The 24,658-nt window shown below is 61.1% G+C and carries 17 protein-coding genes and 1 tRNA gene; 9 read left to right on the top strand and 9 right to left on the bottom strand.

Annotation, left to right across the window (positions count from 1 at the left end):
- Positions 1 to 825 precede the first annotated feature (825 nt).
- The 4 genes from AC1RQ5_RS00295 to AC1RQ5_RS00280 all read right to left on the bottom strand — a co-directional run bounded on the left by AC1RQ5_RS00295 (position 826) and on the right by AC1RQ5_RS00280 (position 4,503).
- Positions 826 to 902 (bottom strand) — tRNA-Arg (locus AC1RQ5_RS00295).
- Positions 903 to 1,096: 194 nt separating this feature from the next.
- Positions 1,097 to 2,158 carry a polysaccharide deacetylase family protein gene (locus tag AC1RQ5_RS00290; protein ID WP_493196650.1) on the bottom strand — a complete coding sequence of 354 codons (1,062 nt, stop codon included), beginning with the start codon at positions 2,156 to 2,158 and terminating at the stop codon, positions 1,097 to 1,099.
- A gap of 115 nt (positions 2,159 to 2,273) precedes the next feature.
- On the bottom strand, positions 2,274 to 2,678 hold the full coding sequence (locus AC1RQ5_RS00285; RefSeq protein ID WP_398478133.1) for a YccF domain-containing protein: 405 nt from the start codon (positions 2,676 to 2,678) through the stop codon (positions 2,274 to 2,276).
- A gap of 88 nt (positions 2,679 to 2,766) precedes the next feature.
- A complete protein-coding gene (locus AC1RQ5_RS00280) occupies positions 2,767 to 4,503 on the bottom strand; it encodes a putative bifunctional diguanylate cyclase/phosphodiesterase (RefSeq protein WP_493203241.1) in 1,737 nt (578 codons plus the stop codon).
- A 568-nt stretch (positions 4,504 to 5,071) separates the two neighbouring features.
- On the opposite strand from AC1RQ5_RS00280, the gene ssuD reads away from it, so the two are divergent.
- The 4 genes from ssuD to AC1RQ5_RS00260 are packed head-to-tail and all read left to right on the top strand — an operon-like array spanning position 5,072 to position 8,524.
- The gene (gene ssuD / locus AC1RQ5_RS00275) at positions 5,072 to 6,229 is read left to right on the top strand and encodes an FMNH2-dependent alkanesulfonate monooxygenase (RefSeq protein WP_493196649.1); all 1,158 of its coding nucleotides are present in this window, start codon (positions 5,072 to 5,074) and stop codon (positions 6,227 to 6,229) included.
- 20 nt (positions 6,230 to 6,249) lie between these two features.
- Positions 6,250 to 7,056, top strand: a complete 807-nt coding sequence (gene ssuC / locus AC1RQ5_RS00270) for an aliphatic sulfonate ABC transporter permease SsuC (protein ID WP_493196648.1) — start codon at positions 6,250 to 6,252, stop codon at positions 7,054 to 7,056.
- A 26-nt stretch (positions 7,057 to 7,082) separates the two neighbouring features.
- Positions 7,083 to 7,919 (top strand): ATP-binding cassette domain-containing protein, encoded by an 837-nt coding sequence (locus tag AC1RQ5_RS00265; RefSeq protein ID WP_398478127.1) that lies wholly within the window; start codon positions 7,083 to 7,085, stop codon positions 7,917 to 7,919.
- A gap of 20 nt (positions 7,920 to 7,939) precedes the next feature.
- Complete coding sequence (locus AC1RQ5_RS00260) at positions 7,940 to 8,524, top strand: flavin reductase family protein (RefSeq protein ID WP_493196647.1); 585 nt, start codon at positions 7,940 to 7,942, stop codon at positions 8,522 to 8,524.
- Positions 8,525 to 8,528: 4 nt separating this feature from the next.
- Here the strand turns inward: AC1RQ5_RS00260 and AC1RQ5_RS00255 are convergent, their stop codons facing one another.
- From AC1RQ5_RS00255 to AC1RQ5_RS00240, 4 genes are all read right to left on the bottom strand, one after another.
- Complete coding sequence (locus AC1RQ5_RS00255) at positions 8,529 to 10,754, bottom strand: CHASE2 domain-containing protein (protein WP_493196646.1); 2,226 nt, start codon at positions 10,752 to 10,754, stop codon at positions 8,529 to 8,531.
- A 10-nt stretch (positions 10,755 to 10,764) separates the two neighbouring features.
- Positions 10,765 to 12,072 (bottom strand): HlyD family type I secretion periplasmic adaptor subunit, encoded by a 1,308-nt coding sequence (locus AC1RQ5_RS00250; RefSeq protein WP_398478120.1) that lies wholly within the window; start codon positions 12,070 to 12,072, stop codon positions 10,765 to 10,767.
- Complete coding sequence (locus AC1RQ5_RS00245; RefSeq protein WP_493196645.1) at positions 12,069 to 13,826, bottom strand: type I secretion system permease/ATPase; 1,758 nt, start codon at positions 13,824 to 13,826, stop codon at positions 12,069 to 12,071. Before AC1RQ5_RS00245 ends, AC1RQ5_RS00250 begins: the two co-directional genes overlap by 4 nt.
- Before the next feature lie 206 nt (positions 13,827 to 14,032).
- On the bottom strand, positions 14,033 to 17,965 hold the full coding sequence (locus tag AC1RQ5_RS00240; RefSeq protein ID WP_493196644.1) for a VCBS domain-containing protein: 3,933 nt from the start codon (positions 17,963 to 17,965) through the stop codon (positions 14,033 to 14,035).
- 429 nt (positions 17,966 to 18,394) lie between these two features.
- On the opposite strand from AC1RQ5_RS00240, the gene AC1RQ5_RS00235 reads away from it, so the two are divergent.
- The 3 genes from AC1RQ5_RS00235 to AC1RQ5_RS00225 all read left to right on the top strand — a co-directional run bounded on the left by AC1RQ5_RS00235 (position 18,395) and on the right by AC1RQ5_RS00225 (position 20,930).
- Positions 18,395 to 19,168, top strand: a complete 774-nt coding sequence (locus tag AC1RQ5_RS00235; RefSeq protein ID WP_398478113.1) for a transglutaminase-like cysteine peptidase — start codon at positions 18,395 to 18,397, stop codon at positions 19,166 to 19,168.
- Positions 19,169 to 19,247: 79 nt separating this feature from the next.
- Positions 19,248 to 20,090 carry an SDR family NAD(P)-dependent oxidoreductase gene (locus tag AC1RQ5_RS00230; RefSeq protein WP_398478111.1) on the top strand — a complete coding sequence of 281 codons (843 nt, stop codon included), beginning with the start codon at positions 19,248 to 19,250 and terminating at the stop codon, positions 20,088 to 20,090.
- 24 nt (positions 20,091 to 20,114) lie between these two features.
- Complete coding sequence (locus AC1RQ5_RS00225) at positions 20,115 to 20,930, top strand: hypothetical protein (RefSeq protein WP_398478109.1); 816 nt, start codon at positions 20,115 to 20,117, stop codon at positions 20,928 to 20,930.
- A gap of 145 nt (positions 20,931 to 21,075) precedes the next feature.
- On the opposite strand, the gene AC1RQ5_RS00220 is transcribed toward AC1RQ5_RS00225, so the two are convergent.
- A complete protein-coding gene (locus AC1RQ5_RS00220; RefSeq protein WP_398478107.1) occupies positions 21,076 to 22,299 on the bottom strand; it encodes an LLM class flavin-dependent oxidoreductase in 1,224 nt (407 codons plus the stop codon).
- A 181-nt stretch (positions 22,300 to 22,480) separates the two neighbouring features.
- Here AC1RQ5_RS00220 and htpX point away from each other — a divergent pair, with 181 nt between their 5' ends.
- Together htpX and AC1RQ5_RS00210 are read left to right on the top strand one after the other, a co-directional pair.
- Positions 22,481 to 23,419, top strand: coding sequence for a zinc metalloprotease HtpX (gene htpX / locus AC1RQ5_RS00215; RefSeq protein WP_493196643.1), 939 nt, complete (start codon positions 22,481 to 22,483; stop codon positions 23,417 to 23,419).
- Positions 23,420 to 23,575: 156 nt separating this feature from the next.
- Positions 23,576 to 24,655: a DUF4892 domain-containing protein gene (locus AC1RQ5_RS00210; RefSeq protein ID WP_398478103.1), complete on the top strand. Its 1,080-nt coding sequence runs from the start codon at positions 23,576 to 23,578 to the stop codon at positions 24,653 to 24,655.
- Positions 24,656 to 24,658: the final 3 nt, after the last annotated feature.

Here is a 24,658-nt window from a genome sequence, read left to right as displayed (position 1 = left end):
GGGCATCTGCGATTTATGTCTCCAATCCGACTACGAGACATTAACCACACATGTGTCACCAAGTGGCAACGATGCTCATTGCGGCGGGTTGTATCGGGTTTGTTTACATTGTCCCGTAATCGTGATGGCCCGCACGATGCGTGCGCAACGGCGCCACACTTTAGAACCATGATGAGGCTACTGTGATTCATCTGGAAGGTGAGACGATGCCGCGGATTGATGAGAACCTCCTCCGTAAGGCTCTGAACAATTGGCTCTCATCCTTTCCAGTGAGGCGGCGCTCGCGTGGCCGTCCATCCTGATGCGGTCTGATCCGTCTAAATGGTTCTCTTGGATAGGCAGACCCCACTTCCGCCGAGCGACCTTGAAGACATAGCGAAGAACAACCAGGTCTCGCACCGAGGGCGGCTTCACAAGCTTTAGCCGATCGTCTCGATACTGTGAGATTGTTGCGCCGGATACGTTCTTCAGACTCGTCTGTGACATCCGGTGGGCCATGAGTTGACGGATGCGGGATCGCTCAAAGACCGCCCCTCGCTTCCTTGGCATGACCTCCTGCTCGTACCGACGCAACAGGTCAGCGATGGTCAGCGGCTTCAACTCTTTGATGTCAGTCGGTAGCGCTGAGCGTTCAATAGAACGTTCCTTCTCTCTTTGCGGGATAACCCATGCGGGGAGCCTGAGCTTGCCAAGTGTCACCTCTTTTGTGGATCATAGGCATGGTTTTACGTCCAGCTGTGAAAGGGCTGTGACGGATTGGGTTCTATGAGAGATCAGAGGCGAGAACGCCTAGCAAAAACACCAGTCGATTGAATCGGTTATCGCTGGCGCACCCGACACGATTCGAACGTGTGACCTTTGCCTTCGGAGGGCAACGCTCTATCCAGCTGAGCTACGGGTGCGATTGGCCATGATGTAGCCGATCGGATGCGCAGCGGCAACGGCCGGCCGGGCTTCCAGGGGTCAAATTCTGGCTGCAAATCCCCTTCCGGTGGGCGCTGCAGCATGTTCTCGCTTTGCGTGTCGCTGGCAGGCGATAGATACGAAAAATGGCGCCGTAGGGCGCCATTTTTGTCTGACCAAGATCAGCGGCCGTTCAATCCACGGTCTGGATGACGCTCGAAATCGGCCGGGCATTGCTGGTTTTCACCGGCTGCAGCTCGGCCTGGATCGCGGCGTCATATTCGGGCAGCGTGGTCAGCATCTCCTTCGGGCGGATGAAGACCACCTTGTAGCCGCCGGCCTTGAGCTGGGCGAGCAGGTCCGGCACCGCTGCGGCCGACCACTTGTGCAGGTCGTGCATCAACAGGATGCCTTTGCCCTTCTTTTTCAGCTTGTCCATCATCGAGACGACGAGCTTCTGCGCGTTGTGGACGCGGAAGTCCTCGGAGTCTATATCGATCGAAAAGGCTGCGATGTTGCGTTTAGCGAGATGCGCCTTCAGCTCCGCGGTCTGTCGCAGCTGCGGGAAGCGGAAGAATGGAGACAGGGGCTGGCCAGCCATCAGCGTGATCGCGCTGATCCCGCGCTCGATTTCGTCGATGGCTTCCTGGGGGCTCTTGTTCGCAAGATTCTGGTGCGACCAGGTATGGGTCCCGACGCTGTGGCCAGCGGCGATCACCTGCTTCAACACGGCGGGGTGCCAGGTCGAGTGCTTGCCGATCGGGAAGAAGATCGCCTGCACGCACTGGGCAGCCAGCGCGTTGAGCACGGCCGGCGTCGTATTCGGCCACGGGCCGTCGTCGAAGGTCAGCACGACTTCGCCAGGCTGCAGGAAGTCGTAATCGCGATATTGCGACATGCCGAGGCCAGGGCCGCCGGTGGTGTCGAGCTGCACGGTGCGCGAGACGCCGAGGGCGTTCGGATTGTTGCAGGCCGGCTTGGTATAGGCTGGACGCTTCTCGACCGCGGGCTGGGCGGGCAGCGGTGCTGCGCTCGGAGTGGCGGCAACGGCCTGCACCTTGGGAGCGGGTTCGGCGGGGGCTTTCGATGCGGGTTTCGGCCAGCGCGTATCGACCGAGGCGGTGGTCAGCTCGCCCTTGTCGCTCTTGGCTGATGATGTGACATCGGCAGGGCCGAAAAAGTGCCACGCGCCTGCACCTGCGGCGACAACAGCCGAAACAGAACCAGCAACAATCAAGAAAGGAAGTTTACGCATATCCACTCCGGCGCCCGAGGCCCACCTCGGATCACCATTGAGCGGAATAGTTAACCGAGCGTATGCAGCATGCACTCTCGGCGGGAAAATTCGTCACAATTCAACAGATTGCGCGTTAAGCCGGTACGATGGCGCGCCCGATCGGCCAAAGTGCGATGCCGGCAAGCTTGAGATGCGCCCACGCAAAGGGAATGCCGACAATCGTAATGGCAAGGCCGAGCGCAGTGACGAGGTGGGCGATGGCTAGCCACCAGCCGGCCAGCACCAGCCAGATCAGATTGCCGAGAAAGCCGAGCAGGCCGGTGCCGATATCCTCGCGCCCGGTCACGACCTCGCGGCGCACGGCACGCTGGCCGAATGGCAGCAGTGTATAGGCTGCGATGTTGAAGGCGGCGCGCGCCCAGGGCAGGCCGACAATGGTAATGGCCATGATCACCGCAGCCAGCACCCAGCCTGCAGCCATCCACAATCCGCCAAATACGATCCAGAGAATATTCAGAAACAGCGGCAGGATGGGCATGGGAGCTCTCGGGTGATGCGATAGGCGGCGTTGACCTATCCCTTAACAGATGGGATGCGCGAACGGGATGACAATGCGTGAAAGGAGCTCAGTAGCCCCGTCCACCGGCCCGCGAATAGGCCGGCCGCGCGCTGTCGGAAGGTCGCGTGTCCAATGCCATACGAACGTCGCTATTGGATTGCGGCTGGGGTTGCAGCTCCTCCAGGAAGATCGGCTTGGAGAAGTAGTAGCCCTGGGCATAGCGGATCTTGGTCGCGGCCTGCAGATAGGCCAACTCCTCGAAAGTCTCGACGCCCTCGGCGATCACCTTCATGCCCAGCGCCTCGCTGAGTGACTCGATGGCGCGCAGGATGCCCTGGCTGCGCGGCCGTTTGTGGATGTCCGTGATGAAGGAGCGATCGATCTTGATCTCGTCGGCCGTAATATCGGCCAGCGCCGACAGCGACGAATAGCCGACGCCGAAATCATCGATGGACACGCCAACACCGATCGTGCGCAACATCGGCAGGATATCGTCCTGAAAATGCGTCTTGGCGACGAACGCGTCTTCGGTGACTTCGACCATGAAACGGGTCGGGCAGCCCGTATCCTCCAGCGCGCGCGCGAAAGAGCGCATGAATTCGGCATTGCCGGCCTGTTTGGCGGCGACATTGATGCTGATGGTGGCGCCGGGGCCGAAGGCTTCGTCGATCAGGTCGATCGATTTCATGATCTCCGCGAGAACGAGATGCGTGAGTTCGTCGATCAGGCCGAGTTCGACGGCCAGATTGATGAAGGCGCCGGGCGCCTGGATCACGCCCTTGTCGTCGCGCAGGCGTACCAGCGCTTCGATGCCCTGGATCTCCTTGGTGCGGATATCGACCTTGGGCTGGAACGCGCAGCAGAAACGCTTGTCGAGAATGGCAAGCCGAAGCGCCTGCTCGGTGGCCATGCGGGCGAGCGCTTCGCTTTCCATGCCGGCATTGAAGAACACCGCGGCGCCCTTGGTGTCGTTCTTCACCTGATACATGGCGATATCCGCATTCTGATGCAGGATGTCGTAGGTCCGGCCGTGCTCGGGATAGAGGCTGACGCCGATCGATGCCGTTGCGAAGACCTCGGAGTCCTCAATGAAGAAGGGGGCGCGCAGGCGTTGCACCAGTCGCTCCAGATAGTCGGCAACTTCCTGCTGGCTTTGGATCGGATTGAGCAGCAGCAGGAATTCATCGCCGGAGATGCGCGACAGCATGTCTGTCGGGCGCAATTCGAGGCCGATGCGCTTGGCGAATTGCACCAGCAATCCGTCGCCGGTGCTATGGCCGTAATAGTCGTTGATATGCTTGAAATTGTCGATGTCGAGGAAGGCCAGCGCGAAATGGCCATAGCCGCCTTCCGGGCAAGCGGTGTCCTCCGCAATGAGATCGCCGACATGTTTCTCGATCACGCGCCGGGTCGGCAGGTCGGTCAGTTCATCGTAATAGGCGCGGCGAAACAGCTCTTCCTCGATCTGCTTCTGCCGGCTCACATCGCTGGCGGTGGAGAGCAGCAATGTGCGCTCGCCGATCGTCACCGGCCGGTGCGTGGTGAGGAAAACGCGCTTGTCGAGTTCCGAATTGACGCGCTCCTCGAACACCGCGGTGCGGCCCGATTCGATCAGGTTGAGCGCTGTGGCACGGCGATGCGACAGCGCCTGTTTCAGGAAATCCGAACTCTCGCTATGCGCCAGAAAGCTGTCCGGCGCCGTGTTGAATTGCGCTGCGGCAGCATCGTTGACGAGCACGAACTCGCCCTGTTCATCCTGCACCGTGACCGCGGAGGGCAGCATGCGGACGATCTCACGCAGCATCGAAAGTTCGATAGCGGACACGTCATGGGGCGATCCCTCCGCGCCGCGCGCAGGCGAGGCAGATTGGTCGGTCTGTTCCGGAGGAGGCGGCAACTGTGGGGCTGATGCATTCTGCATGGTTGTGGAACCTCGCAAAACGCCTTGTAAGTTTGGTTAAACCGATCTCGGAAAGACGGTAGTTGTGTAAATGTTGGCGCAATTGTGGGATCAGGACACCGACGTCATTAACAGAACGTCAATGGCCTCTGCGAAATGACGCCCTTCAAATCGAGGGAAGGGAAGATCGTTCTTGTCGTATTCTCGGGCCTTGTAGATTTTTTGTCTATGAGCGGCGCCCGCCAAATTGCATGACGGGCTTCCTGAACGGTCCACGATCTCGTGATCGACCGATTGGGTGTTGTGCGCGGAGAAAAATGCCCTTCAACCCGCTTCAAAAACGAAACGAACACTGCGTGCTTGACGGATGTCACAGTGCGCATGTCGCTATTTTTGCGGGCGTCTCGACAGGTTGAGAAGGTGTCCCCATCATCCCTTGCATTCGCAATAGCCATGCTTGGGATACGTTTTTATGAGCAATCCGTCGCCAGCCAAAGTGCTCTGGTTTTTGCCGACCCACGGCGACGGCCGCTATCTGGCCTCCGCGCATGGTGCGCGCGAGGTCGATTTCAATTATCTCCGCCAGATCGCCCAGGCCGCCGATCAGCTCGGCTACTACGGCGTGTTGCTCCCGACCGGGCGCAGCTGCGAGGATTCCTGGGTCGTTGCCTCCGCTGTTGCGCCCTGGACAGAGCATCTACGCTATTTGGTTGCGGTGCGCCCCGGCCTGCAATCGCCGGCCGTCGCTGCACGCATGACCGCGACGCTGGATCGTGTCACCAATGGCCGACTGCTCATCAATGTCGTCACCGGCGGCGATCCCGTCGAGAATGCTGGCGACGGCATTTTCCTGTCGCATGACGAACGCTATGAGGTCACGCGCGAGTTCCTGAGCGTTTATAACGATCTGCTTGCTGGCAAGACGGTCAATGTCGAAGGCAAGCATATCCGTATCGCGGATGGTCGCCTGATCTTTCCGCCGGTGCAGTCGCCCCGCCCGCCGCTTTATTTCGGCGGATCGTCGGACGCCGGCATCGATGTCGCCGTCGATAGCGTGGATAAATATCTGACCTGGGGTGAGCCTCCGGCGCAGGTGGCCGAAAAGGTCGCGCGGGTGAAGGCGGCGGCCGAAAAGCGTGGCCGTCAACTGTCCTTCGGCATCCGTCTGCATGTCATCGTGCGCGAGACTAACGAAGCTGCGTGGGCAGCTGCAGACGATCTGATCAAGTATGTCACCGATGACGTGATCGCCAATGCGCAGAAGACGCTGGCTCGTCAGGACTCGGTCGGCCAGCAGCGTATGATGCAGCTGCATGGCGGACGCCGCGACAAGCTCGAGATCAGCCCTAATCTCTGGGCCGGTGTCGGTCTGGTGCGCGGTGGCGCTGGCACGGCGCTGGTCGGCGATGCGGAGACAGTGGCTGCACGGGTCAAGGAATATCAGGACGTCGGCGTCGATACGTTCATCATGTCCGGCTATCCGCATCTCGAAGAAGCCTATCGCTTCGCCGAACTCGTCTTCCCGCTGTTGTCGCTGCAGAACCACGACAACGTGACGTCGCTGCGCTCCCGCACCGGCCCGGTCGGCGAAATCGTCGCCAATGAGCATCGCGCGCAAAGCGCATCGTAAATCCCACAGGCAATCCCATCATGAGCATCGTTGAAATCCTTCCTCGCGCACGGAGTCTGCGGCTGCCGCGTATCGATGGTCTGGCGCAGTGGATTGTTCCGCTCGTGATCCTGCTGGCGTGGCAGACCGCCAGCGTCACCGGCTTGATGCCATCCCGCGTCATGCCGGCGCCGACCGATGTGGCCGTCGCAGGCTGGAAGCTGCTCATGTCAGGTGAGCTCGCCCAGAATATCTGGGTGTCGTTCTGGCGGGCGTCCGTCGGCTTCCTGATTGGCGGCAGTATCGGCTTCGCCTTCGGTCTCGCCAATGGCCTGTCGCGCCTGTCGAGCACGCTCACCGACACCACACTACAGATGGTGCGTAACGTCCCCCATCTGGCCCTGATCCCGCTGGTTATCCTGTGGTTCGGTATCGATGAGTCGGCAAAACTGTTCCTGGTCGCGCTTGGCGTGTTCTTCCCGATCTATATCAACACGCTGCATGGCATCCGAACCGTCGATCCGCAGCTCATCGAGATGGGCCGCATCTATGGCATGACGAATAGCGAGCTGTTCCGTCGCGTGATCTTCCCAGGCGCGCTGCCGTCGATCTTTGTCGGCGTGCGCTTCGCGCTCGGCATCATGTGGCTGACCTTGATTGTCGCGGAAACCATCGCTGCCTCGTCGGGCCTCGGCTACATGGCCATGCAGGCACGTGAATTCATGCAGATCGACGTCGTCGTGCTCAGCATCCTGATCTATGCGCTGCTCGGCAAGGTCGCCGATAGCGCCTCCCGCCTGCTCGAGCGCCTGACTTTGTCCTGGCATCCGGCTTTTCAGAAACACTGAGCGAACTCGAAAGCGAGAGTTTTGACATGACCCTTCAGCAATCCCTTCGTCTCAGCCATGCCGAAGCCCAGCGCGTCGAGGCGCCCGTCGGTGTCGAGCAGGCGCTGGCTGAAAAGGCGCGCCGTTCGCAGTCGAAGCGCGGCGCGGCGCTGACCATCCGCGGTCTGAGCAAGGCGTTCGGCGACAATGAAGTCCTGCGCGGCATCGATCTTCACATTCCCGCCGGCCAGTTCGTCGCGATTGTCGGCCAGAGCGGTTGCGGCAAGAGCACGCTGTTGCGCCTGATCGCGGGTCTCGAAAAGCCGACTGCGGGCACCATCAGCTTCAGCGACGATACGCGTGCAGAAGACATCCGGGTCATGTTCCAGGAGCCGCGCTTGCTGCCCTGGGCCAGCGTGCTGTCGAATGTGGAAGTCGGCCTCGGTCGCGATCGCCGCAAGGCGGATGCGAAAGCGCGCGCCGAACAGGCACTCGGCGAAGTCGGCCTCACCGACAAGCGTGATCAGTGGCCTTCGGTTCTGTCCGGTGGCCAGAAACAGCGCGTTGCCCTGGCTCGCGCGCTGGTCAGCCATCCGCGTGTGCTCGCGCTGGACGAGCCGCTCGGCGCCCTCGATGCATTGACCCGCATTTCGATGCAGGGCCTCCTCAACCGCGTCTGGGCCGATCAGGGGTTTACCTCGATCCTGGTCACTCACGACGTGTCGGAAGCCGTTGCGCTGGCCGACCGCGTTCTGGTGATCGAAGAAGGCCGTATCGCTCACGATATCACTGTCGATATTCCACGTCCGCGCCAGCATGGTGCTGCAGATCAGGCCGCGCTCGAGGGTGAAATCCTCCGCAACCTGCTCGGCACGGACGTCTAGTCATTACCCGCGAGGACGCCATGAACTCTATTGTGCGCAACATCACCTTCGATAGCGATGCACCGTCCGATGCGTTCCGGGGCGCGATGCGGTCGCTTGCGGGCGGCGTGAGCGTGATCACCGTCGGACGCGGCAAGGACATCACCGGCATGACGGTGACATCCGTATCGTCGCTCTCGGTCGAGCCGCCGACGCTGATCGTCAGCGTCAATCGGCAGTCTTCCTCGTGGCCACTGCTACAGCGCTACGGCGCTTTCGGCGTCAACATTCTCTCCGCCGAACAAGTCGATGTCGCCGAGCGTTTCTCCGGCAAGGGAGGCCTCAAGGGGGCAGATCGTTTTACGGGCGCGCAATGGATAACGCGTGCTACCGGCGTGCCGCTGTTATCTGGCGCGCTCGCGGCCCTCGATTGCGAAGTCGAGGACGTGATCGAGCGTCACTCCCACGCCATCGTTATCGGCCGGGTTCGCGATGTCGTGACGGCCGCCCCGCACACGGCCCTGACCTATTGGGACGGACAATATGTGGCGATCGATCAGAACGAAGATAATCTCAAGCTCGCGGAAGTGAGCCTGCCGACGCCACGGGCGTTGCGGGAGATTTGATCATCTATTTGGTCAGCAGCGCAAATGCGCCATTCCAGTCCGCCGGCGGCGGGCTGTCGCGATAGGTGTGAAGCCGTTTCTCGTATAATCCGTATAGCGCTTCCAGCTGATGGCCGGCATCCGAGCCACGCCCTCGCTCGATGGCAAACAGCGCGCCGTCCCAGTCGCGATTTCGATAGCAGGCAAGCATCTCGATGGTGAGGTTGCGCAATTGCTGGAAGCGCTCCGATCGTGCCATATCCTCACGGCCAGCGACGGCATAGATCACTTCCGGCTCGGTCTTTCCCTTCACCATGATGAAATCGAGTTCGAGAATCGCGAATTTGTCCTTTGCCGCGAGTGCAGTCTTCGACCCCACAATGATCGGGAATCCGTATTCCTTGGATTGTCCCTCCAGGCGCGATGCGAGATTCACGCTGTCGCCGAGGACCGAATAATCGAAGCGCAGGTCGGAGCCCATATTGCCGACCACGCAAATGCCGGTGTTGAGGCCGATACCAACATTCAGCGGGATGTAGACGTGCCCGCCATGGGCGGCCTCATCCTCGCGTAATTTGTTCAGCGCTTCGATCTTCTCCAGCATGTCGAGCGCGGCATGACAGGCATTGATCTGGTGCTCGTGATCGTCGAGCGGCGCATTCCAGAACGCCATGATGGCATCGCCCATATATTTGTCGATGGTCCCCTTGCGGTCGAGGATCGCATTGGTGAGCGGTGTCAGGAAGCGGTTCATCAGCGTGGTCAGGCCATGCGGATCGTGCTTGTAGGACTCCGAGATGGTGGTGAAGCCGCGCACGTCCGAGAACATGATGGTCATTTCGCGCTCTTCACCGCCGAGTTTCAGCTTCTCGGGTGACTGCGCGAGCTGCGCGACGAGGGCAGGGGACAGATACTGGCTGAAGGCCGAGCGGATACGGCGGCGCTGCGCCTGCTCGCGGACGAAATTGCTGAAGATGAGGATCAGATAGATCAGCGTCGTCGAGAGCAATGGATAGGTGAAGTCGATCAACAGGCGTTGCTGCTGGAAGAAATACCACGACGTGCCGATCACCAGCGCCGCGAAGATCGATCCCATGATCACCAGTGTGATTGGGCCGAACATCGGCGCCAGCCAGATCACGATGATGCCGAGGATGATCGCGGTGAGTAGTTCGGCGCCGATCGCATAATTCGGCTGCGACAGGATGGTCTTGGTCAGCGCGCTTTCTAGAACCTGCGCATGGACTTCCACGCCCGGCATCGAGGCGTCCAACGGTGTTGTCTTGACGTCGAGCAGCCCCACTGCCGATGTGCCGATCAGCACCAGCTTGCGGGCCAGAGCCTGTAGCGGCGCGGTGCCGTCGAGGATATCGGCAGCCGAGACATAGATGCTCGGATCATGTTTGGCGAAATGAACCCAGAGCTGGCCGTTGCGGTCGGTGGGGATTTCGAGGCCGCGCACGCCGATGCTCTTGATGCCGGCGCGGTCGGATTTCACCAGGATGGTGTCGTTGCCGGAGGCCACGCGCAGCATCTCGAAGCTGAGCGAGGGCATGATGATGCCCTGCGTCTGCATCAACATCGGCACGCGACGCACGATGCCGTCGCGCTCGTTGCGGATCGAAAAGATACCGCGTCCGGACGCAGCATTCTCGATCAGCTCGATATTGCGCAGCAGGCCGGGAAAATTCAGCATGAAAGGTTGTGGCTCGCCGCCAAGCGTCGCCAGGCCTGTCACCGGGAGCTTCTTGTCGAGTTCGCGCAGCACGTAAGGAAGGCCAGATTCGCCAAGCACGACGCGCGATCGCTTGATGGCGTCGGCGAAGACCTGGTCATTGCTCGGCAGCGCCTTCAGGCGCGCACGCGTGTCGTCGTCGAGGCCGGCAAATGTATTCGCTGCGAGATCGGGATTGAGCCGGTCTGGCTCGGGGAATACCACGTCGAAAGCGATCACCACTGCGCCTGCCATCCGCAGCTTGTTCACGAGGTCCGCGAGGAGAGTCCGCGGCCATGGGAACTGACCGTATTTCTGGATGCTCTTTTCGTCGATATCGACGATCGCGACAGGTTTCACGGTTTTCACCCGTGGCTCGATTACCTGATAGGTGTCGAAGCTGCGCAGGCGTAGCTCTTCAAGCGCGGGGATGTCGGCGATTCGCAGCGCAGCCAGTGCGAAAAGCAGCACGACGCAAAAGGCGCGGGCTTTGCCGAACCGCCGCGCCAGCCGTCTCAGTCGCCGAGCAAATTTCATAATGCGTGCATCACTTCTCGCGGAACGCACGCATGAACTGGTCGCTGAGTGGCTTGGCGAGATAAGAGAGCATCGTGCGCTCGCCCGTCTGCACGAAGGCTTCCACCGGCATGCCGGGGATCAGGCGAACATCGCCCAGCCGCGTCACCTCCGACGGCGGCAGTGAGATGCGGATCGTGTAATAGGCCTGCCCGGTGCGCTGGTCGGTTGTCGTGTCGGCGGAGACACGGCTGACTTCGCCGTTCAATTCAGGTGTGGTGCGCTGGTTGAAGGCGGTGAGGCGCAGCACGGTCTTCTGACCGATCATCAGCTTGTCGATGTCCTGCGGATTGACACGGGCTTCCACCGAGAGACTGTCGGTTTGCGGCACGATCAGCATCAAGGTGTCACCGGCGGTGATGACGCCGCCGACCGTATGGACATTGGATTGCAGCACCACGCCGTCCTGCGGCGCGCGGATGTCGATGCGGCGCAACTGGTCCTCTGCGGTCACCTTGCGTTCGACGAACTCGCCGATCTTGTCATTGGTCTCGCGCAGATCCTTCGAGACCTCGCTGACCAGATCCTTGTCGATCTGGAAGATCTGCAGTTCGATTTCAGTGATCTTGCCCTTGGCTTGTGCGCGCGCCGCGATGAATTGCGCGCGCTCGCCCGCCAAGCGGGCAGCGTCGCGCTCCAGCACGGTCAGACGTGAAATCTGCACCAATTGCTGGTCGAACAGACCGCGGACACCGACCAGTTCTTTTTCCACCAGCGCAATCTCGCGGGTCTTGGCAGCTTCCTGTGCGATCAGGCCGGAGATCTCCTCATTCAACTGGGCGATGCGCTCGCGCAACTGCTGCTTCTGGCCGACCCGACCGGTCGAGCGGACATTGAACAGTTTCGTCTCGCTGGCGATGACGTTCTTCACGTCCTCGTCCGCGATCTGATCCAGTAGCTGCGGCGGGAAGGTGATGCGATCGGCGCCGCGTTGTTCGGCCTCGAGTCGTGCGGCACGCGCCCACAGACCGTTGAGGTTCTTGGTGACAATGGCGAGGCCCGCTTTGGTCACGGTGTCATCCAGCCGCACCACGACGTCGCCAGCCTTTACGATGTCGCCATCGCGCGCGCGAACTTCGCCGACCACGCCCCCGGTCGGGTGCTGCACTTTCTTGACGTTGGTATCGACCACCACCGAGCCCGGCGCGATCAGCGCGCCGGCGAGCTGTGCGGTTGCAGCCCAGCCACCAAGGCCGCCGCCTAGTATAAGGACTACGGCGAGCCCGATGATCAGGTGAAAACGGATGGAGCGCTGTGAAGGCGTGTTGGTTGTCGTCATGGCTTGGCCACTCCGCCATCGGCGACGATCTTGATCGGCTGCGGCGCCGGGCGCTGCAGCACCTGGCCGAGCACGGTTTCCTTCGGCCCAAAAGCCTGCATGCGACCGTCCTTCATCACCAGCAGCATATCGACGCCCTCGATGCCGATCGGGCGATGGGCCACCACGACGACGATGGCGCCGCGCGTGCGGGCGGCACGTACTGCGCGTGTCAGCGCTTCGTCGCCATCGGTGTCGAGATTGGAATTCGGTTCGTCGAGCACGATCAGGAACGGGTTGCCGTACAGCGCCCGCGCCAGCGCGATGCGCTGTGCCTGGCCGGCGGAAAGTACGCTGCCATGGTCGCCGACTTCAGTGTCGTAGCCTTCCCGCATGCTCACGATCAGCTCATGCACGCCGGCCTGCTTTGCGGCATCGATAATGTCGCCATCCCTGGCGTCGGGATCGAAGCGGCTGATGTTATCCGCGATGGAGCCGGAGAACAGTTCCACATCCTGGGGCAGATAACCGATATGGCGGCCGAGATCGTCCGGTGCCCATTGTTCGATGGCCGCCGCATCGAGGCGGACATGGCCACGCACCGGCCGCCACACGCCGACCAGCGCCCGCAGCAGCGACGATTTGCCGGAGCCGGACGGTCCGATGATGCCGAGCCCGTTGCCGGCCTTCAGTGCAAACGTGACATCGCTCACGGTGACACGCTGTTCGCCTGGCGGGGCAATGCTGACGGTCTCGACGCTAAGCGTGTCACGAGGATTCTGCAGTTGCGTGAGCGGCGACTGCTCGGGCAGCACGTGGAGTAGACCGTTCAGCCGATGCCAGCTCTGGCGCGCCGTGACAAAACTCTTCCAGTGGGCGATGGCGAGGTCCACCGGCGCCAGCGCGCGGGCGCTGAGGATCGAACCGGCAATGATGATGCCGGCGGTGGCTTCCTGATTGATCACGAGATAGGCGCCGACACCGAGCACGGCAGATTGCAGCATCATGCGCATCACCTTGGCGATGGCACCCAGCCCGCCGGCGACATCGCTGGTGCGCTGATTGCCGGCCAGATAGGTCTCGTTGGCATCCTTCCAGCGTTGCGCCAGCCTGCCGGCCATACCCATGGCGACCACGACTTCGGCATTGCGCCGGCCGGATGCCGCGATGCTGCCGCGCCTGGCGGCAAGACTGGCGGCTTCCTGTGCTGGCGCGCGGGTCATGAATTCGGTGAGCACGGTCAGTGCCACCAGCAGCAATGCACCGACCAGCGCGGTGACGCCGATCATGGGATGGAATGCGAAGCAGATGGCGAGATAGAGCGGCAGCCAGGGCAGGTCGAACAGCGCGCTCGGTCCCTGTCCGGAGAGGAAAGAGCGGACATTGTCGAGATCGCGCAGCGGCTGCAGGCCTTCATTGCTCTTGCCGGCCAGCAGGGGCAACCGCACCACGGTCTGGAACACGCGTGGGCTCAGGGCTTCGTCGAGGGAGGAACCGATCCGCACCAGAATGCGTCCCCGCAGCAGGTCGAGCACGCCTTGTGCGATGTAGAGCCCGCCGGCGAGCACGATCAGCCCCACCAGCGTTGGCACGCTGCGGCTCGGCAGCACCCGGTCATAGACTTCGAGCATGAAGAACGAGCCGGTGAGATACAGGATGTTGATCATGCAGCTCATCAGCCCGACGCCCAGAAAGGCGCCGCGGCAGGCGCGCAAGGCATCGCCAAGCTCGGTCCGCGCCGGTGGGCTGGAGGGTCGCGACAAAGCACGCTGCATCGTCAAGCCTTTGCGGATTATCAGAATGCGGCTCTGTCAGGCGTCGCGCGCCGGCTCGCATTCGATCTGTCTGTTCCCCGGACGGGAGGCATTATGCCATCAATCGGGCGACTTGTGCAGGTGGGGGATAAGGCACGGTTAATGGTGACATCGAAGTTCGGATTGGCTCCGTAACGGCTCGAAAGGTTCATTCCGAGGAACCGAGATCACACCAGAAGATGTCCGCCACCATGAATGAAATCGCTCGCTTTCAGATCCGCGACATTGATGTGTTTGAGCAGCAGCGTGCCGTCGCTATCCTGGTTGCCGAATGTGATCAATGTGTCGGCGCCCTGCTGTGAGGCGTGATCGGTCAGCCATTGCCGGAACGCGTAATTGCTGCCGTGAACAAAATCGAATTCGATCTTGTCCTGTCCGACGGCAAAATCGGTGATCACGTGCTGGCCGGATTTCGACTGGAACACGAACTGGTCGGCACTGGCGCCGCCGGTCAGCGTGTCAGCGTGGCTGGTCGCGATCAGGACGTCCTTGCCCGCAGTGCCATTCAGCGTCAGCGAGGTCGTCGCCAGCGCATTCGCTGTGCCGAAGATAAAGTTCACTGTATCGGAAGCGCCATGGCCGTCGGTGACTGTCACGGCAACCTTGCCAACAGTTTCACCATTCTGGGCTGTATAGCTGAAGCCATGCGAGAGCTCGCTGTTGATTGTAGCGAGCCGGCCACTGCCATGTTCCGTTGAATGGCCATCTGCGACGATCTCATATGAGAAAGTTTCGCGGCGTCCGGCATCGTCATCGAACATCGACAGGCCGGTGATCGTCGTCGTCTGGCCATGCTGGGTGATACGGAGATCGTCGGTCTCGATCTGTGGCGCCTGATCCATCCAGGTGATGATCGTGCCACCGTGAAAATCGGTGCTGATCAGGAAGTGGCTGGCATCGTAGTCACCGTCGATCCGGAACGAATAATTGCCGAACTTGACCTGCAACCAGTCGCCCTTGTCGATCAGGCGCACGTTCCACCACGACACGCCTTCCAGATCGATTGTATCTCCGAAGGAAAAGCCGGTCACAGTCCCGGTGAAGTGCCAGGGATCTTCGAGAATCAGGAGATCTGCGGTATTTCCGGAGAACAGCACGTCACTGTTAGACGCGCCCCCGAATTTCAGAACGCCACCGTCGATGACGGCATGGCCACCATGATGGAGCCCGCTGCCGCCGGTGACGTCACCGTCAATTTCGAGAACGCCCTTGCGCGCCTCGATCGTTCCATTGTTGACGAGGTCGCCGGCAATCCTCAAACCGCCAAACAGGGATGCCGAGACGATCAAGCCGTCATTGGTAAATGTACCCAGGCCGGTATTGATGGTGATGCCATGCCATAGATCGGTCGCTGCGATGATGCCGCCGGCAGCGTTGATCAGCGTAAGATGGCCATCGCCGATCTTGCCGTAGCCATCGATCTTGTTGTCGATATTCTCAAGTATCGAATTGTGGGTCACACCGGTAATCCGGTCGGCGCTGCCATCGAGACTGACGATGCCGCCGCCATCAAGTTCGACATGACCATCGATCAGCAGCGTCGAACCAGACGTATGATGGTCGATGGTCAGTTGGCCGTAATTGTGGATGTCGCCGCTGACGTGCAGCGTAACGCCCGGAGCCAGCGTGACGTCACCGTGATTGACCACATCGCCGGCCACATTGAGCGTGCGGCCATTGCCGGATGCGGTCAGCAAAATATCGACGCCGTTACCGATCAATAGCGATCCGACATGCGCCGTCACATCCAGATTGATGGTCACGTCGCTGCTGAACAGGACGAATTGTTTGCCGTCCGGCGGCTCGCCCAGACTCCAGTTTCCGCCGCTGCTCCAGTTGTTTCTCGGCGCCGCTTCCGATGAGAAACGGAGCTGGCCAATGCCGCCACCCGTCCAGACATTGGCAGCGATGGTCACTGTGACGGACTGCTGGATACTTCCGCCATGTCCGTCATCGATGGTGACTGTGAAGGTCTCCTCGATCGATCCGTTTTCCGACGCAATCAGGGCGGCGGCGATGGTGGCCGGGTCGCCATGATAGGTCCAGGTGACACTGCCATTTGCGGCGCTGCCGTTGGATTCTGTGATGCTCAGGGTGAGCGAACCGATGGTGCCCGTGGCAGCTATAGCATCGGCCTGGTGAATATCGCCAAGATCGGCATCGGCAAAAGCGATACTGCCTTGGGCGGAAACGCCCTCGCTTCCGAGCGCTGCAGTTGCTGTCGCCGTGGTGTTGTCGGCATCGATCTCCGGGCCATCATTGGTCCCGGTGATCGTAATTGTCTGGGTCTGCGCGACGCTCGCGCCCTGAGCATCGATGATCATGTAGGACACGAGTAGCGTCGCAGTGTGTCCCGCGCCGAGATACGCGAAGGCGCCGGGATCCACATGCAGCACGGTGCCAGTCAGTGTCACGCCGTTTGGCGCGCCGTTCGGCAATAGATTGCCGTGGAGCGCGTATTTGACACTGCCCACTGTTAGGCTGGCTGTCTCGCCCAGATCCGGATCGGATGCGCCCGCGAGCAAATCGAAGCTCTGAACAGCCTGGCCCTGTGTCGCCGCACCCGTCAGTGCCGTTGTCACCACCGGCACATCGTTGGTCCCATCGACCGTGAATGTCAGCGTCTGATGCGTCGTATCCGGGCCGGACTGGCTGTCGAATTCGATGACATAGACGGCCTTCTGCCCGGCAGCGAGAAACTTGAAGGCGACAGGATCATAGCTGACGTGGCCGGTCTGCGGATCGACGATCACCAGCGATTTCAGGTTCAGCGAGGCAGGCGTGCCATTCGGTCCAGTGGCGGAAACGATCCGCGCACTGCCCGGCACGTAAGGCGTGGCGACATCATCGACGTCCGGATCGGCGATAACCACCTGCTTGCCGATATCAAAACTGGTCTGGTCCTGCGGCAGCACGACCACCACCGGCGTCACGGTCACCGTGGGCGCAGTGTTGAAGCGCGTGATGGTGACATTGACGGGCGGCGTATTGATGTCGCTGCCGGGCAGGTTGATCGGCACTTGGAATGGCTGGCCGGGGAAGGGCTCTGGCGGTGGTGCGAATTTCAGCGGGTCGGGGTTGGTGCCGGAATTGGGGTCTGACGGCGTCGAATCACCGCCGCCACCGCCGCTGCGCGGGTTGGCATTCGGCACATAGCTCGGAAAATACTGCTGCAGGGTCTGCTGGATGATCGACTGGGCGATGGAGGACAGCGGTTCGGCCGTGCCAACCGACAGGTCACCACCGCCGGTGATGGATGTCACCTGTCCGGCCTGGTTCACCGTGCCCATGATGGCGCCGGTGTTCTTATTGTAGAGCACGTAAGAGCCGGTGCGGCCGTTCGGCTCCACCAGCACCTGGAATTTCACCGGTGGTGCGCTTCCCTGACCGGGCACCTCGAAGCCGATCTCGACCAGAACCGCGGTGCCGCGGATGCCCATGGTCGCTACCGGCGTATCGACACGCATGTCGCCATTCTTCGCGGTCTCGCCGGCAACGAAGGTGATGGTGCCTTGAATGAGGCTCAGCAGCGAGGAGTTTGCCGACCCTTGCGGATCGTAGACCATCTCGTTCAGCACCATGCGGGCATTGGCCGAAAGGCCGAACACGGTGCCGTCGATGAAAGTGAGATTGAGCGACGAATCCGCGCCGGCCTGGACGACATCGCCCTTCTGCACGTTATCGCCGACATTGAGCATCACCGAGACGCCGTTGCGGATCGCGGTGGCAGAGCCGGCGAGCTTGCTCACGGAGCCGATCACCTGCGCCGCACCGGCTGCCGCACCGCCGGCCTGGGCGACTTGCACTTCTCCAACCAGCGCCTTGACGAGATCGGGTGAAAGCATCGCCCCGTCGGACGAACTCAGCGCCTTGCGCTGGGCGCTTTTGAAATAATCGGCGATGACATGGTCATGACCGTCTTTGGACAAGACGAGATCGGAGCCCCGGCGCGCGTAATCGCCGCCGAACAGCAATTGTGCATCGTCAACGACGATGGCCGAGGCATCAGTGGCAACGCGTGTTGTGACAACGCCAGTGCCCTCATCGATGGAAGACGAGTTCCCGAGCAGCCCGAAATCAAAATTGCCGGCGTAGTTCAAAGCCTGCGCTCATCATTAAGAATTTACTAAGGATTGAGCCATGCATACCACCACGGGGTGCAATGCGAAAGTGGACGTGTACGCAGCACGTTGCGATTGGAAATGCCGCTTCATCCGCGTCTTCTAGGCGTTTGATCTCAAAGGTAAATTCTCGTTAACCCTGATTTCAGCCTGAAGATTTGGTTCCGTCCTCGGAACCGCGGTACCCCCGGAACCGAACCGGGCGGACAGAATGCCCGCCCAGCCTCGCGATCGTTCAAATTGTCACTAAATGCGAGAGGTCGGCTTAGCCGCATTCGATGAAACCGCCGGGCCATTGCCCGCATTTAACGAGGCGGCAAACACCCGCGCCCATGCTGCCCGCATCAATGATCCGGACACGTGCGAGCGGGGGCTCGCCGATGACCCGGACGGGACGGGGTGTTTCAGATGTTCGAACTTGGTCTGTCGCGCAGGATACGCGCAACAATTTTCGCTTGTGGATTGTGCTTTGTTGCTGGCAGCGCGGTCGCTGCGCCGATGATGCCGTTCCAGGCGTCGGATATTCTACGATCCTTTGAGCCGTTCTCACGCCAGGCCACAACGCTGCCGGACGACAGCGCGCTGAGTGAAAAGTGGCGCGGCGTCGAACGCCAGATCGACGATGAGATGCTGGTCCTCGCCCTTTGCGAGGAAGATCGCAGCAAATGCACATCACCCGTTGCGAGAAAGTTTCTCGCCATCGTCGATGCCGGCAAAGCCAAGGATGGTCGCGCCCGTGCTGGCGAGATCAACCGCGCTATCAATCTTGCAGCGCGTCCCGGCGATGATCTCGCCCTCTATGGCGAGGCCGATGTCTGGCGTGCGCCGCTGGCTTTCCTGACCACTGGTGCCGGTGATTGCGAGGATTATGCGATTGCCAAATTCGTCGCTTTGCGCGCCACCGGTGTCGCCAACAGTGATCTTCGTCTTGTCATCCTGCGCGATACGCTGCGCCAGGAAGACCATGCCGTCGCCTCGATCCGCCTCGATGGCCGCTGGTGGCTGCTCGACAATCGCCGCATGGCCATGGTGGAAGATGTGCAATTGCTCAATCACCAGCCGCTATTCGTGCTCGATCTGAACGGCGTGCGCCATTACCGCGATGCGCCGATCATGGCCGGCGTGCAGATGCGAATGCCCGAACCGGCAGACTTGATGAAGCTTTCGCTGCGGGTGAAATAAATCACTGAAATACGCCTTGCGCCGCGGCCATGCTCCGGCGTCAAATGCTCCCCATAAAATCAAGAATGGGGAAGCGTTCATGGGACGTCTGGACAACAAGGTCGCCGTCATCACTGGTGCGACCAGTGGCATCGGTTTGCGCACGGCCGAGGTCTTCGTGGCCGAAGGCGCGAAGATTGTGATCGCCGGGCGCCGCGCGGCCGAAGGCGATGCACTCGCCAGGCAGCTCGGTGCCAATTGCCGCTTCCTGCAGACTGACGTGACCGATGAAGCGCAGATGAAGGCGCTGATTGCGCTCGCGGTCGATCAGTTCGGCCGTATCGATTGCCTGTTCAACAATGCCGGTGGTCCCGCCCAGACCGGCGGCATCGAAGGCCTCGAGGTCGATCGCTTCGATGCCGCGATGGCAACCTTGGTCCGCAGCGTCATGCTCGGCATGAAACACGCCGCGCCACATATGAAGAAGCAGGGCTCCGGCAGCATCATCAATAATGGCAGCATTGCCGGTCATCTTGCCGGCTATTCGTCGTCGGTGGTCTATGGCGCTGCCAAGGCTGCCGTGATCCATCTTACCAAATGTGTGGCCATGGAGCTCGGCGAGAGCGGCGTGCGCGTCAACAGCATTTCGCCGGGTGCCATTGCCACCGGCATTTTCGGCAAGGCGCTCGGCCTCTCGGTGGAGGACGCAGACAACACCGCAGCGAAGATGCGCGAGGTGTTCAAGGCCGCGCAGCCGATCCCGCGCGCCGGCCTGCCGGACGACATCGCGCATGCCGCCGTCTTCTTTGCGAGTGACGAGTCGAGCTTCGTCAACGGCACCGATCTCGTGGTCGATGGTGGCGTGATTGGCGGCCGTAACTGGAGTCAGCAGCAAGCCGGTTATGTCGGTATGCGGCAGATGTTCGGAACGGACAATCATTGAGCGCATTGCGCGAAGGAGAGGGACATGTCCATTCTGATCCGCATTGTCTTCGCGGCCCTTGTCGCCGTGACTTTCGACGTCCATTCGGCATGGGCGCAGACCAAACCGAAGGTTACCACGCTCGGCCCGGATTTCCCGAAGACCGAAATCTTCATCGGCAACAGCTTCTTCTATTTCAACAACAGCATGCACAGCCATGTGCTGGCGATGGTCCGCGCAGCCGATCCTGCCAACCGAGCCAGCTATCAGGCGACCTCCGTCACAATCGGTGGTTCCGGCTTCGAATGGCACGATGTCGAAAGTTATTTCCGGCCGAACGCCATCGCCTCCTATTCATTCGATGACAACAACAACATCATCTTCAACAAGCGCGACAAGTTGTTCGATGCGGCCATCATGATGGATTGCAGCCAATGTCCGATCCATCCCAAGCTGAAATCGGTCTTCACCGACTATGCCAAGAAGGATGCGGATATCGTGCGCGCGCATGGCGCCCGGCCGATCTTCTTCATGTCATGGGCCTATCTCGACAAGCCCGAAATGACAGCGGAACTGGCGGAGGCCTATACGGTGGCCGGCAATGCCAATGATGCGCTGGTGATCCCGGCGGGGCTGGCTTTTGCCAAGGTGCGGGCGAAACAGCCTGAGCTCAATCTGTATCAGCCCGACAAGCGTCATCCGAGCATGGCGGGGACCTATCTCGCATCCTGCGTGGTGTTCACGGCTTTGACGGGCCGTTCGCCGGTCGGCAGTCCGTATCGCGCCGGCCTCGATGCTGCGACGGCTGGGGTCCTGCAGGCAGCGGCGTGGGAGACCACGCAGGAATATTACGGGAAGTAGGACTCGTTTATATCGCAAGAGCCTCCACTGTCGTCGCCCGGCCGGACCGGGCGATCCAGTAGACACAGCAGCCTACGCATTTGACTGACAGGAGTGTTTATCAGATCACCCGCTTTCGCGGGTGATGACAGTTGAGGTCGTCGCCTCATCCCTTCCGCAAATCCGGTGCATTCACCGTCGGGATCGCCACGCGTCCTGGTCCAGTCAGCGGCAGTGCCGCTGCGGCTTTGTCGTTCTGCATGATTTTTGCCATCACGGCCTGTCCTGCGCGCTCGAAGATTTCACGGTTCTCGATCACCCAGGTCTGCGACTTGCGCAGGCTCGCGATATAGCCGTTAATTTCCGGCACAACATAGCGCGCCACCATGTCCCAACTGCGCCGTGTGTTTTCCGGATTGGCCCAGTCGTGCACGAAGCCGATAATGGTGCCGACGCCACCCGACACCTGCATCAGGTTTTTGATGGTTTTGATCAGATCGTCCGGCGTGCCGATGGTCGAGGCGGCATTCTCGCCACCCGCCGTCTTCTCGACGGCATCTTCGGGTGAGCTGAACGGCTGCACGCCCGGCCGCTGCAGCGTCTTCACCGTATATTCGTTATGCCAGCGCATCAGCCCCGGCCCGGCCTCGCGCGCCGCCTGTTCGCGTGTCTCGGCAATGTGCCAGCTCAACAGCACCCGCCAGTTGGCCCGGTCCACCGTGGTGCCGTGCTTTTTGGCGGCATCCTCGGCAAAGCCCCATTGGGTCGGCAGCGCCATCAGTCCCTGCGTGGACATTGAGCCGAGCGATATGATGCCGATCCCGTATTTGCCGGCCAGCGTCATGCCCGACGGCGAGATCTGCGACGCCACCACGAATGGCATCTCTTCCTGCAGCGGCAGGATCTGCAGTGCAGCGTCATTCATGGTGAACCAGTCACTCTTGGCCGTGACGCGCTCGCCTTTGAACAGCCGGCGGATGATGTCGATCGCTTCGTCCTGGCGATCGCGCTGGGTCATCGGATCGATGCCGAGCGTATGCGCATCGGAGGCGAGCGCGCCCGGCCCGGAGCCAAAGATGGCCCGCCCGCCGGTCATATGGTCGAGCTGCACCATGCGCTGGGCGACATTGTAGGGGTGATGATAGGGTAGCGAGATCACGCCGGTGCCGAGCCGGATCCGCTTGGTACGCTCGCCGGCGGCGGCCAGAAACATCTCCGGCGAGGCGATCATCTCCCAGCCAGAGGAATGATGCTCGCCGCACCAGAATTCGTCATAGCCGAGTGAATCCAGCTGCTCGACCAGATCGAGATCCCGCCGGAATTGCAGCATCGGATGTTCGCCGATCGGATGGTGGGGAGCGAGAAAGGCGCCGAACTTCACGCGAGCCATGGAGGTTTCCTCTTTGTAATGTTTTTCGTTGTCCGCAGCCTATGGCTGCCATTGGCGGCGTCAATGCATTTGGCAGCATGGCCGCGACGCGCTGCCGCATCGTGCCGCCTTGCGGAACAATCACTGCCATCACCATTTTAAGCCTGCACCGCATTGCTGATGCAGGCGGGCAGGAGGACCAATGAGCTATTTCAAGACCGCTATTCTGTTGGCCGGCATGACCGCTTTGTTCATGGGCGTTGGCTATCTCATGGGCGGCGCGTCAGGCGCGATGATCGCGCTGGTGGTTGCCGCCGGCATGAACATGTTCGCCTACTGGAATTCGGATCGCGCGGTGCTGTCGATGCACGGCGCGCAGCCGGTGGACGCGCGCAACGCGCCGGACCTGTATCGCATGGTCGGTGAGCTCGCCCACAATGCCGGTCTGCCGATGCCCAAGGTCTATATCATGGACAACCCGCAGCCGAACGCGTTTGCAACCGGCCGCAATCCGGAAAATGGCGCGGTCGCCGTCACCACCGGTTTGATGCAGCAGCTGTCGCGCGAAGAGCTCGCCGGCGTGGTTGCGCACGAGCTGGCGCATATCAAGCATCATGACACGCTGCTGATGACCATCACCGCCACCATTGCCGGTGCGATCTCGATGATCGCCCAGTTCGGCATGTTCTTTGGCGGCAACCGCAACAACAATGGTCCCGGCATGATCGGCCAGATCGCGCTGATGATCCTCGCGCCGCTCGCCGCCATGCTGGTGCAGATGGCGATCAGCCGCACCCGCGAATATGCGGCGGACGAGATGGGCGCACGCATCTGCGGCCAGCCCATGTGGCTCGCCTCGGCGCTGGCCAAGATCGAAAACGCGTCGCATCAGATCCCGAATGAGGATGCCGAGCGCGCACCGGCGACCGCGCATATGTTCATCATCAATCCGCTGTCGGGCCGGGCCATGGACAGTCTGTTCACGACGCATCCGGCCACGCAAAACCGAATCGCGGCGCTGCAGCAGCTGGCGAGCCAGATGGGCGCACGCGGCGGCACGCTGCAGCAGCGACCGGTAGCGCCCGCCGCGACCGGCCCGTGGAATGGCGGCAATGCGCCGCGTCGTGGCCCGTGGGGCTGATCGCCCGCAAAGGCGATCGAATAAGTCACTGCGCAGCCATGTTCGGTTCAACGAAATCCGGACATGGCTGCGCGGCGTTCAGCCACTGACGAGTTTTCTTGTGTCCGCATTCTGAATGGTGATCGTGTCCGTCAGTGCCACGGAGATATGTCACCGATGCTGCGACGCCTTCTGATGCTTGGTCTTTTCTGCCTGGTCGGCGCTGGTGGCTCATTCGCTGAGGCCACGATCCCCACCAAGGATATTCCAAACGCGCGTGATAATGTGTTGCTCAAGCGCTATGACGGTTCATTCATCGTCAGTTATGAACGGCTGGCCTTCACCGATCTGACGATCCCGCTGTCGAAGCTGGAAAAGGCCGGCGAGAGCGAACGCGATCGGATGAACAACCAGATTTACAAACCGAAGCAGGCGCTTGAGGTCGAGGGCGCAAGAACACGCATCGCCTATCTGCTGCCCGCCAACCGCTCGCCGCTGGAAGTGCTGCGCAACTATCAGGATGTGGTGAAATCGGCCGGCGGCGAAGTCCTGTTCAGCTGCAAGGGCGAGGATTGCGGCGGCGAAGCGACCCGCGCGAGCTCGGGTGGCGGCGGCGATATGAGCTTGATGATGCATTTCGTCACCGAAGCTCAGATCAAGGATGCCGATTTCTCCAACGGCAAATGCGCTTTGGCATCAGGTATCGATGATCAGCGTTTCTTCGCGGCAAAAATTCCGCAGCCCGGCGGCGAGGCTTACGTCACCGTGCATACGTTCCAGGTGAAAGACGATCTCTACTGCAAGGCGTTCAACGAGCGGACGGTCGCGCTGGTGCATGTCGTGGAGCCGAAGCCGCGCGAGCAGAAGATGGTGGTGGTGAAGGCCGACGAGATGGCGAAGACGATCGGCTCGACCGGCCGTGTCGCGCTATACGGAATCTTCTTCGATACCGCGAAGTCGGATCTCAAGCCGGAGTCGGCGCCGACTTTGCAGGAAATCGCAGGCTTGCTGTCATCCGATCCGAAGCTCGCCGTGCTGATCGTGGGCCATACCGACAATCAGGGCGCTTACGACTACAATCTCGATCTGTCCCGCCGTCGCGCGGAAGCAGTGGTTGCTGCGCTGACCGCCAGTTACCGCGCCGACGGCAAACGCCTGCGCGCGGCCGGCGTCGGCATGCTGGCGCCCGCAGCATCGAATGATGCCGATGACGGGCGCGCCAAGAACCGGCGCGTGGAGGTCGTGAAGCTGAACTGATGA

Source organism: Tardiphaga sp. GW821-FHT12E02 (assembly GCF_058807155.1).
The sequence above is the reverse complement of the archived record's forward strand: the minus strand, read 5'-3'. Positions and strand labels throughout refer to the sequence as shown.

What these genes read in the sequence shown, in the direction of transcription:
- AC1RQ5_RS00250 (WP_398478120.1), bottom strand. Translation starts at nt 12,072, where the DNA reads ATGACGACAACCAACACGCCTTCACAGCGCTCCATCCGTTTTCACCTG.
- htpX (WP_493196643.1), top strand. Translation starts at nt 22,481, where the DNA reads ATGAGCTATTTCAAGACCGCTATTCTGTTGGCCGGCATGACCGCTTTG.
- AC1RQ5_RS00245 (WP_493196645.1), bottom strand. Translation starts at nt 13,826, where the DNA reads ATGCAGCGTGCTTTGTCGCGACCCTCCAGCCCACCGGCGCGGACCGAG.
- AC1RQ5_RS00235 (WP_398478113.1), top strand. Translation starts at nt 18,395, where the DNA reads ATGTTCGAACTTGGTCTGTCGCGCAGGATACGCGCAACAATTTTCGCT.
- AC1RQ5_RS00220 (WP_398478107.1), bottom strand. Translation starts at nt 22,299, where the DNA reads ATGGCTCGCGTGAAGTTCGGCGCCTTTCTCGCTCCCCACCATCCGATC.
- AC1RQ5_RS00255 (WP_493196646.1), bottom strand. Translation starts at nt 10,754, where the DNA reads ATGAAATTTGCTCGGCGACTGAGACGGCTGGCGCGGCGGTTCGGCAAA.
- AC1RQ5_RS00265 (WP_398478127.1), top strand. Translation starts at nt 7,083, where the DNA reads ATGACCCTTCAGCAATCCCTTCGTCTCAGCCATGCCGAAGCCCAGCGC.
- AC1RQ5_RS00225 (WP_398478109.1), top strand. Translation starts at nt 20,115, where the DNA reads ATGTCCATTCTGATCCGCATTGTCTTCGCGGCCCTTGTCGCCGTGACT.
- AC1RQ5_RS00230 (WP_398478111.1), top strand. Translation starts at nt 19,248, where the DNA reads ATGGGACGTCTGGACAACAAGGTCGCCGTCATCACTGGTGCGACCAGT.
- AC1RQ5_RS00280 (WP_493203241.1), bottom strand. Translation starts at nt 4,503, where the DNA reads ATGCTGCGTGAGATCGTCCGCATGCTGCCCTCCGCGGTCACGGTGCAG.
- AC1RQ5_RS00285 (WP_398478133.1), bottom strand. Translation starts at nt 2,678, where the DNA reads ATGCCCATCCTGCCGCTGTTTCTGAATATTCTCTGGATCGTATTTGGC.
- ssuC (WP_493196648.1), top strand. Translation starts at nt 6,250, where the DNA reads ATGAGCATCGTTGAAATCCTTCCTCGCGCACGGAGTCTGCGGCTGCCG.
- AC1RQ5_RS00290 (WP_493196650.1), bottom strand. Translation starts at nt 2,158, where the DNA reads ATGCGTAAACTTCCTTTCTTGATTGTTGCTGGTTCTGTTTCGGCTGTT.
- AC1RQ5_RS00260 (WP_493196647.1), top strand. Translation starts at nt 7,940, where the DNA reads ATGAACTCTATTGTGCGCAACATCACCTTCGATAGCGATGCACCGTCC.
- AC1RQ5_RS00210 (WP_398478103.1), top strand. Translation starts at nt 23,576, where the DNA reads ATGCTGCGACGCCTTCTGATGCTTGGTCTTTTCTGCCTGGTCGGCGCT.
- ssuD (WP_493196649.1), top strand. Translation starts at nt 5,072, where the DNA reads ATGAGCAATCCGTCGCCAGCCAAAGTGCTCTGGTTTTTGCCGACCCAC.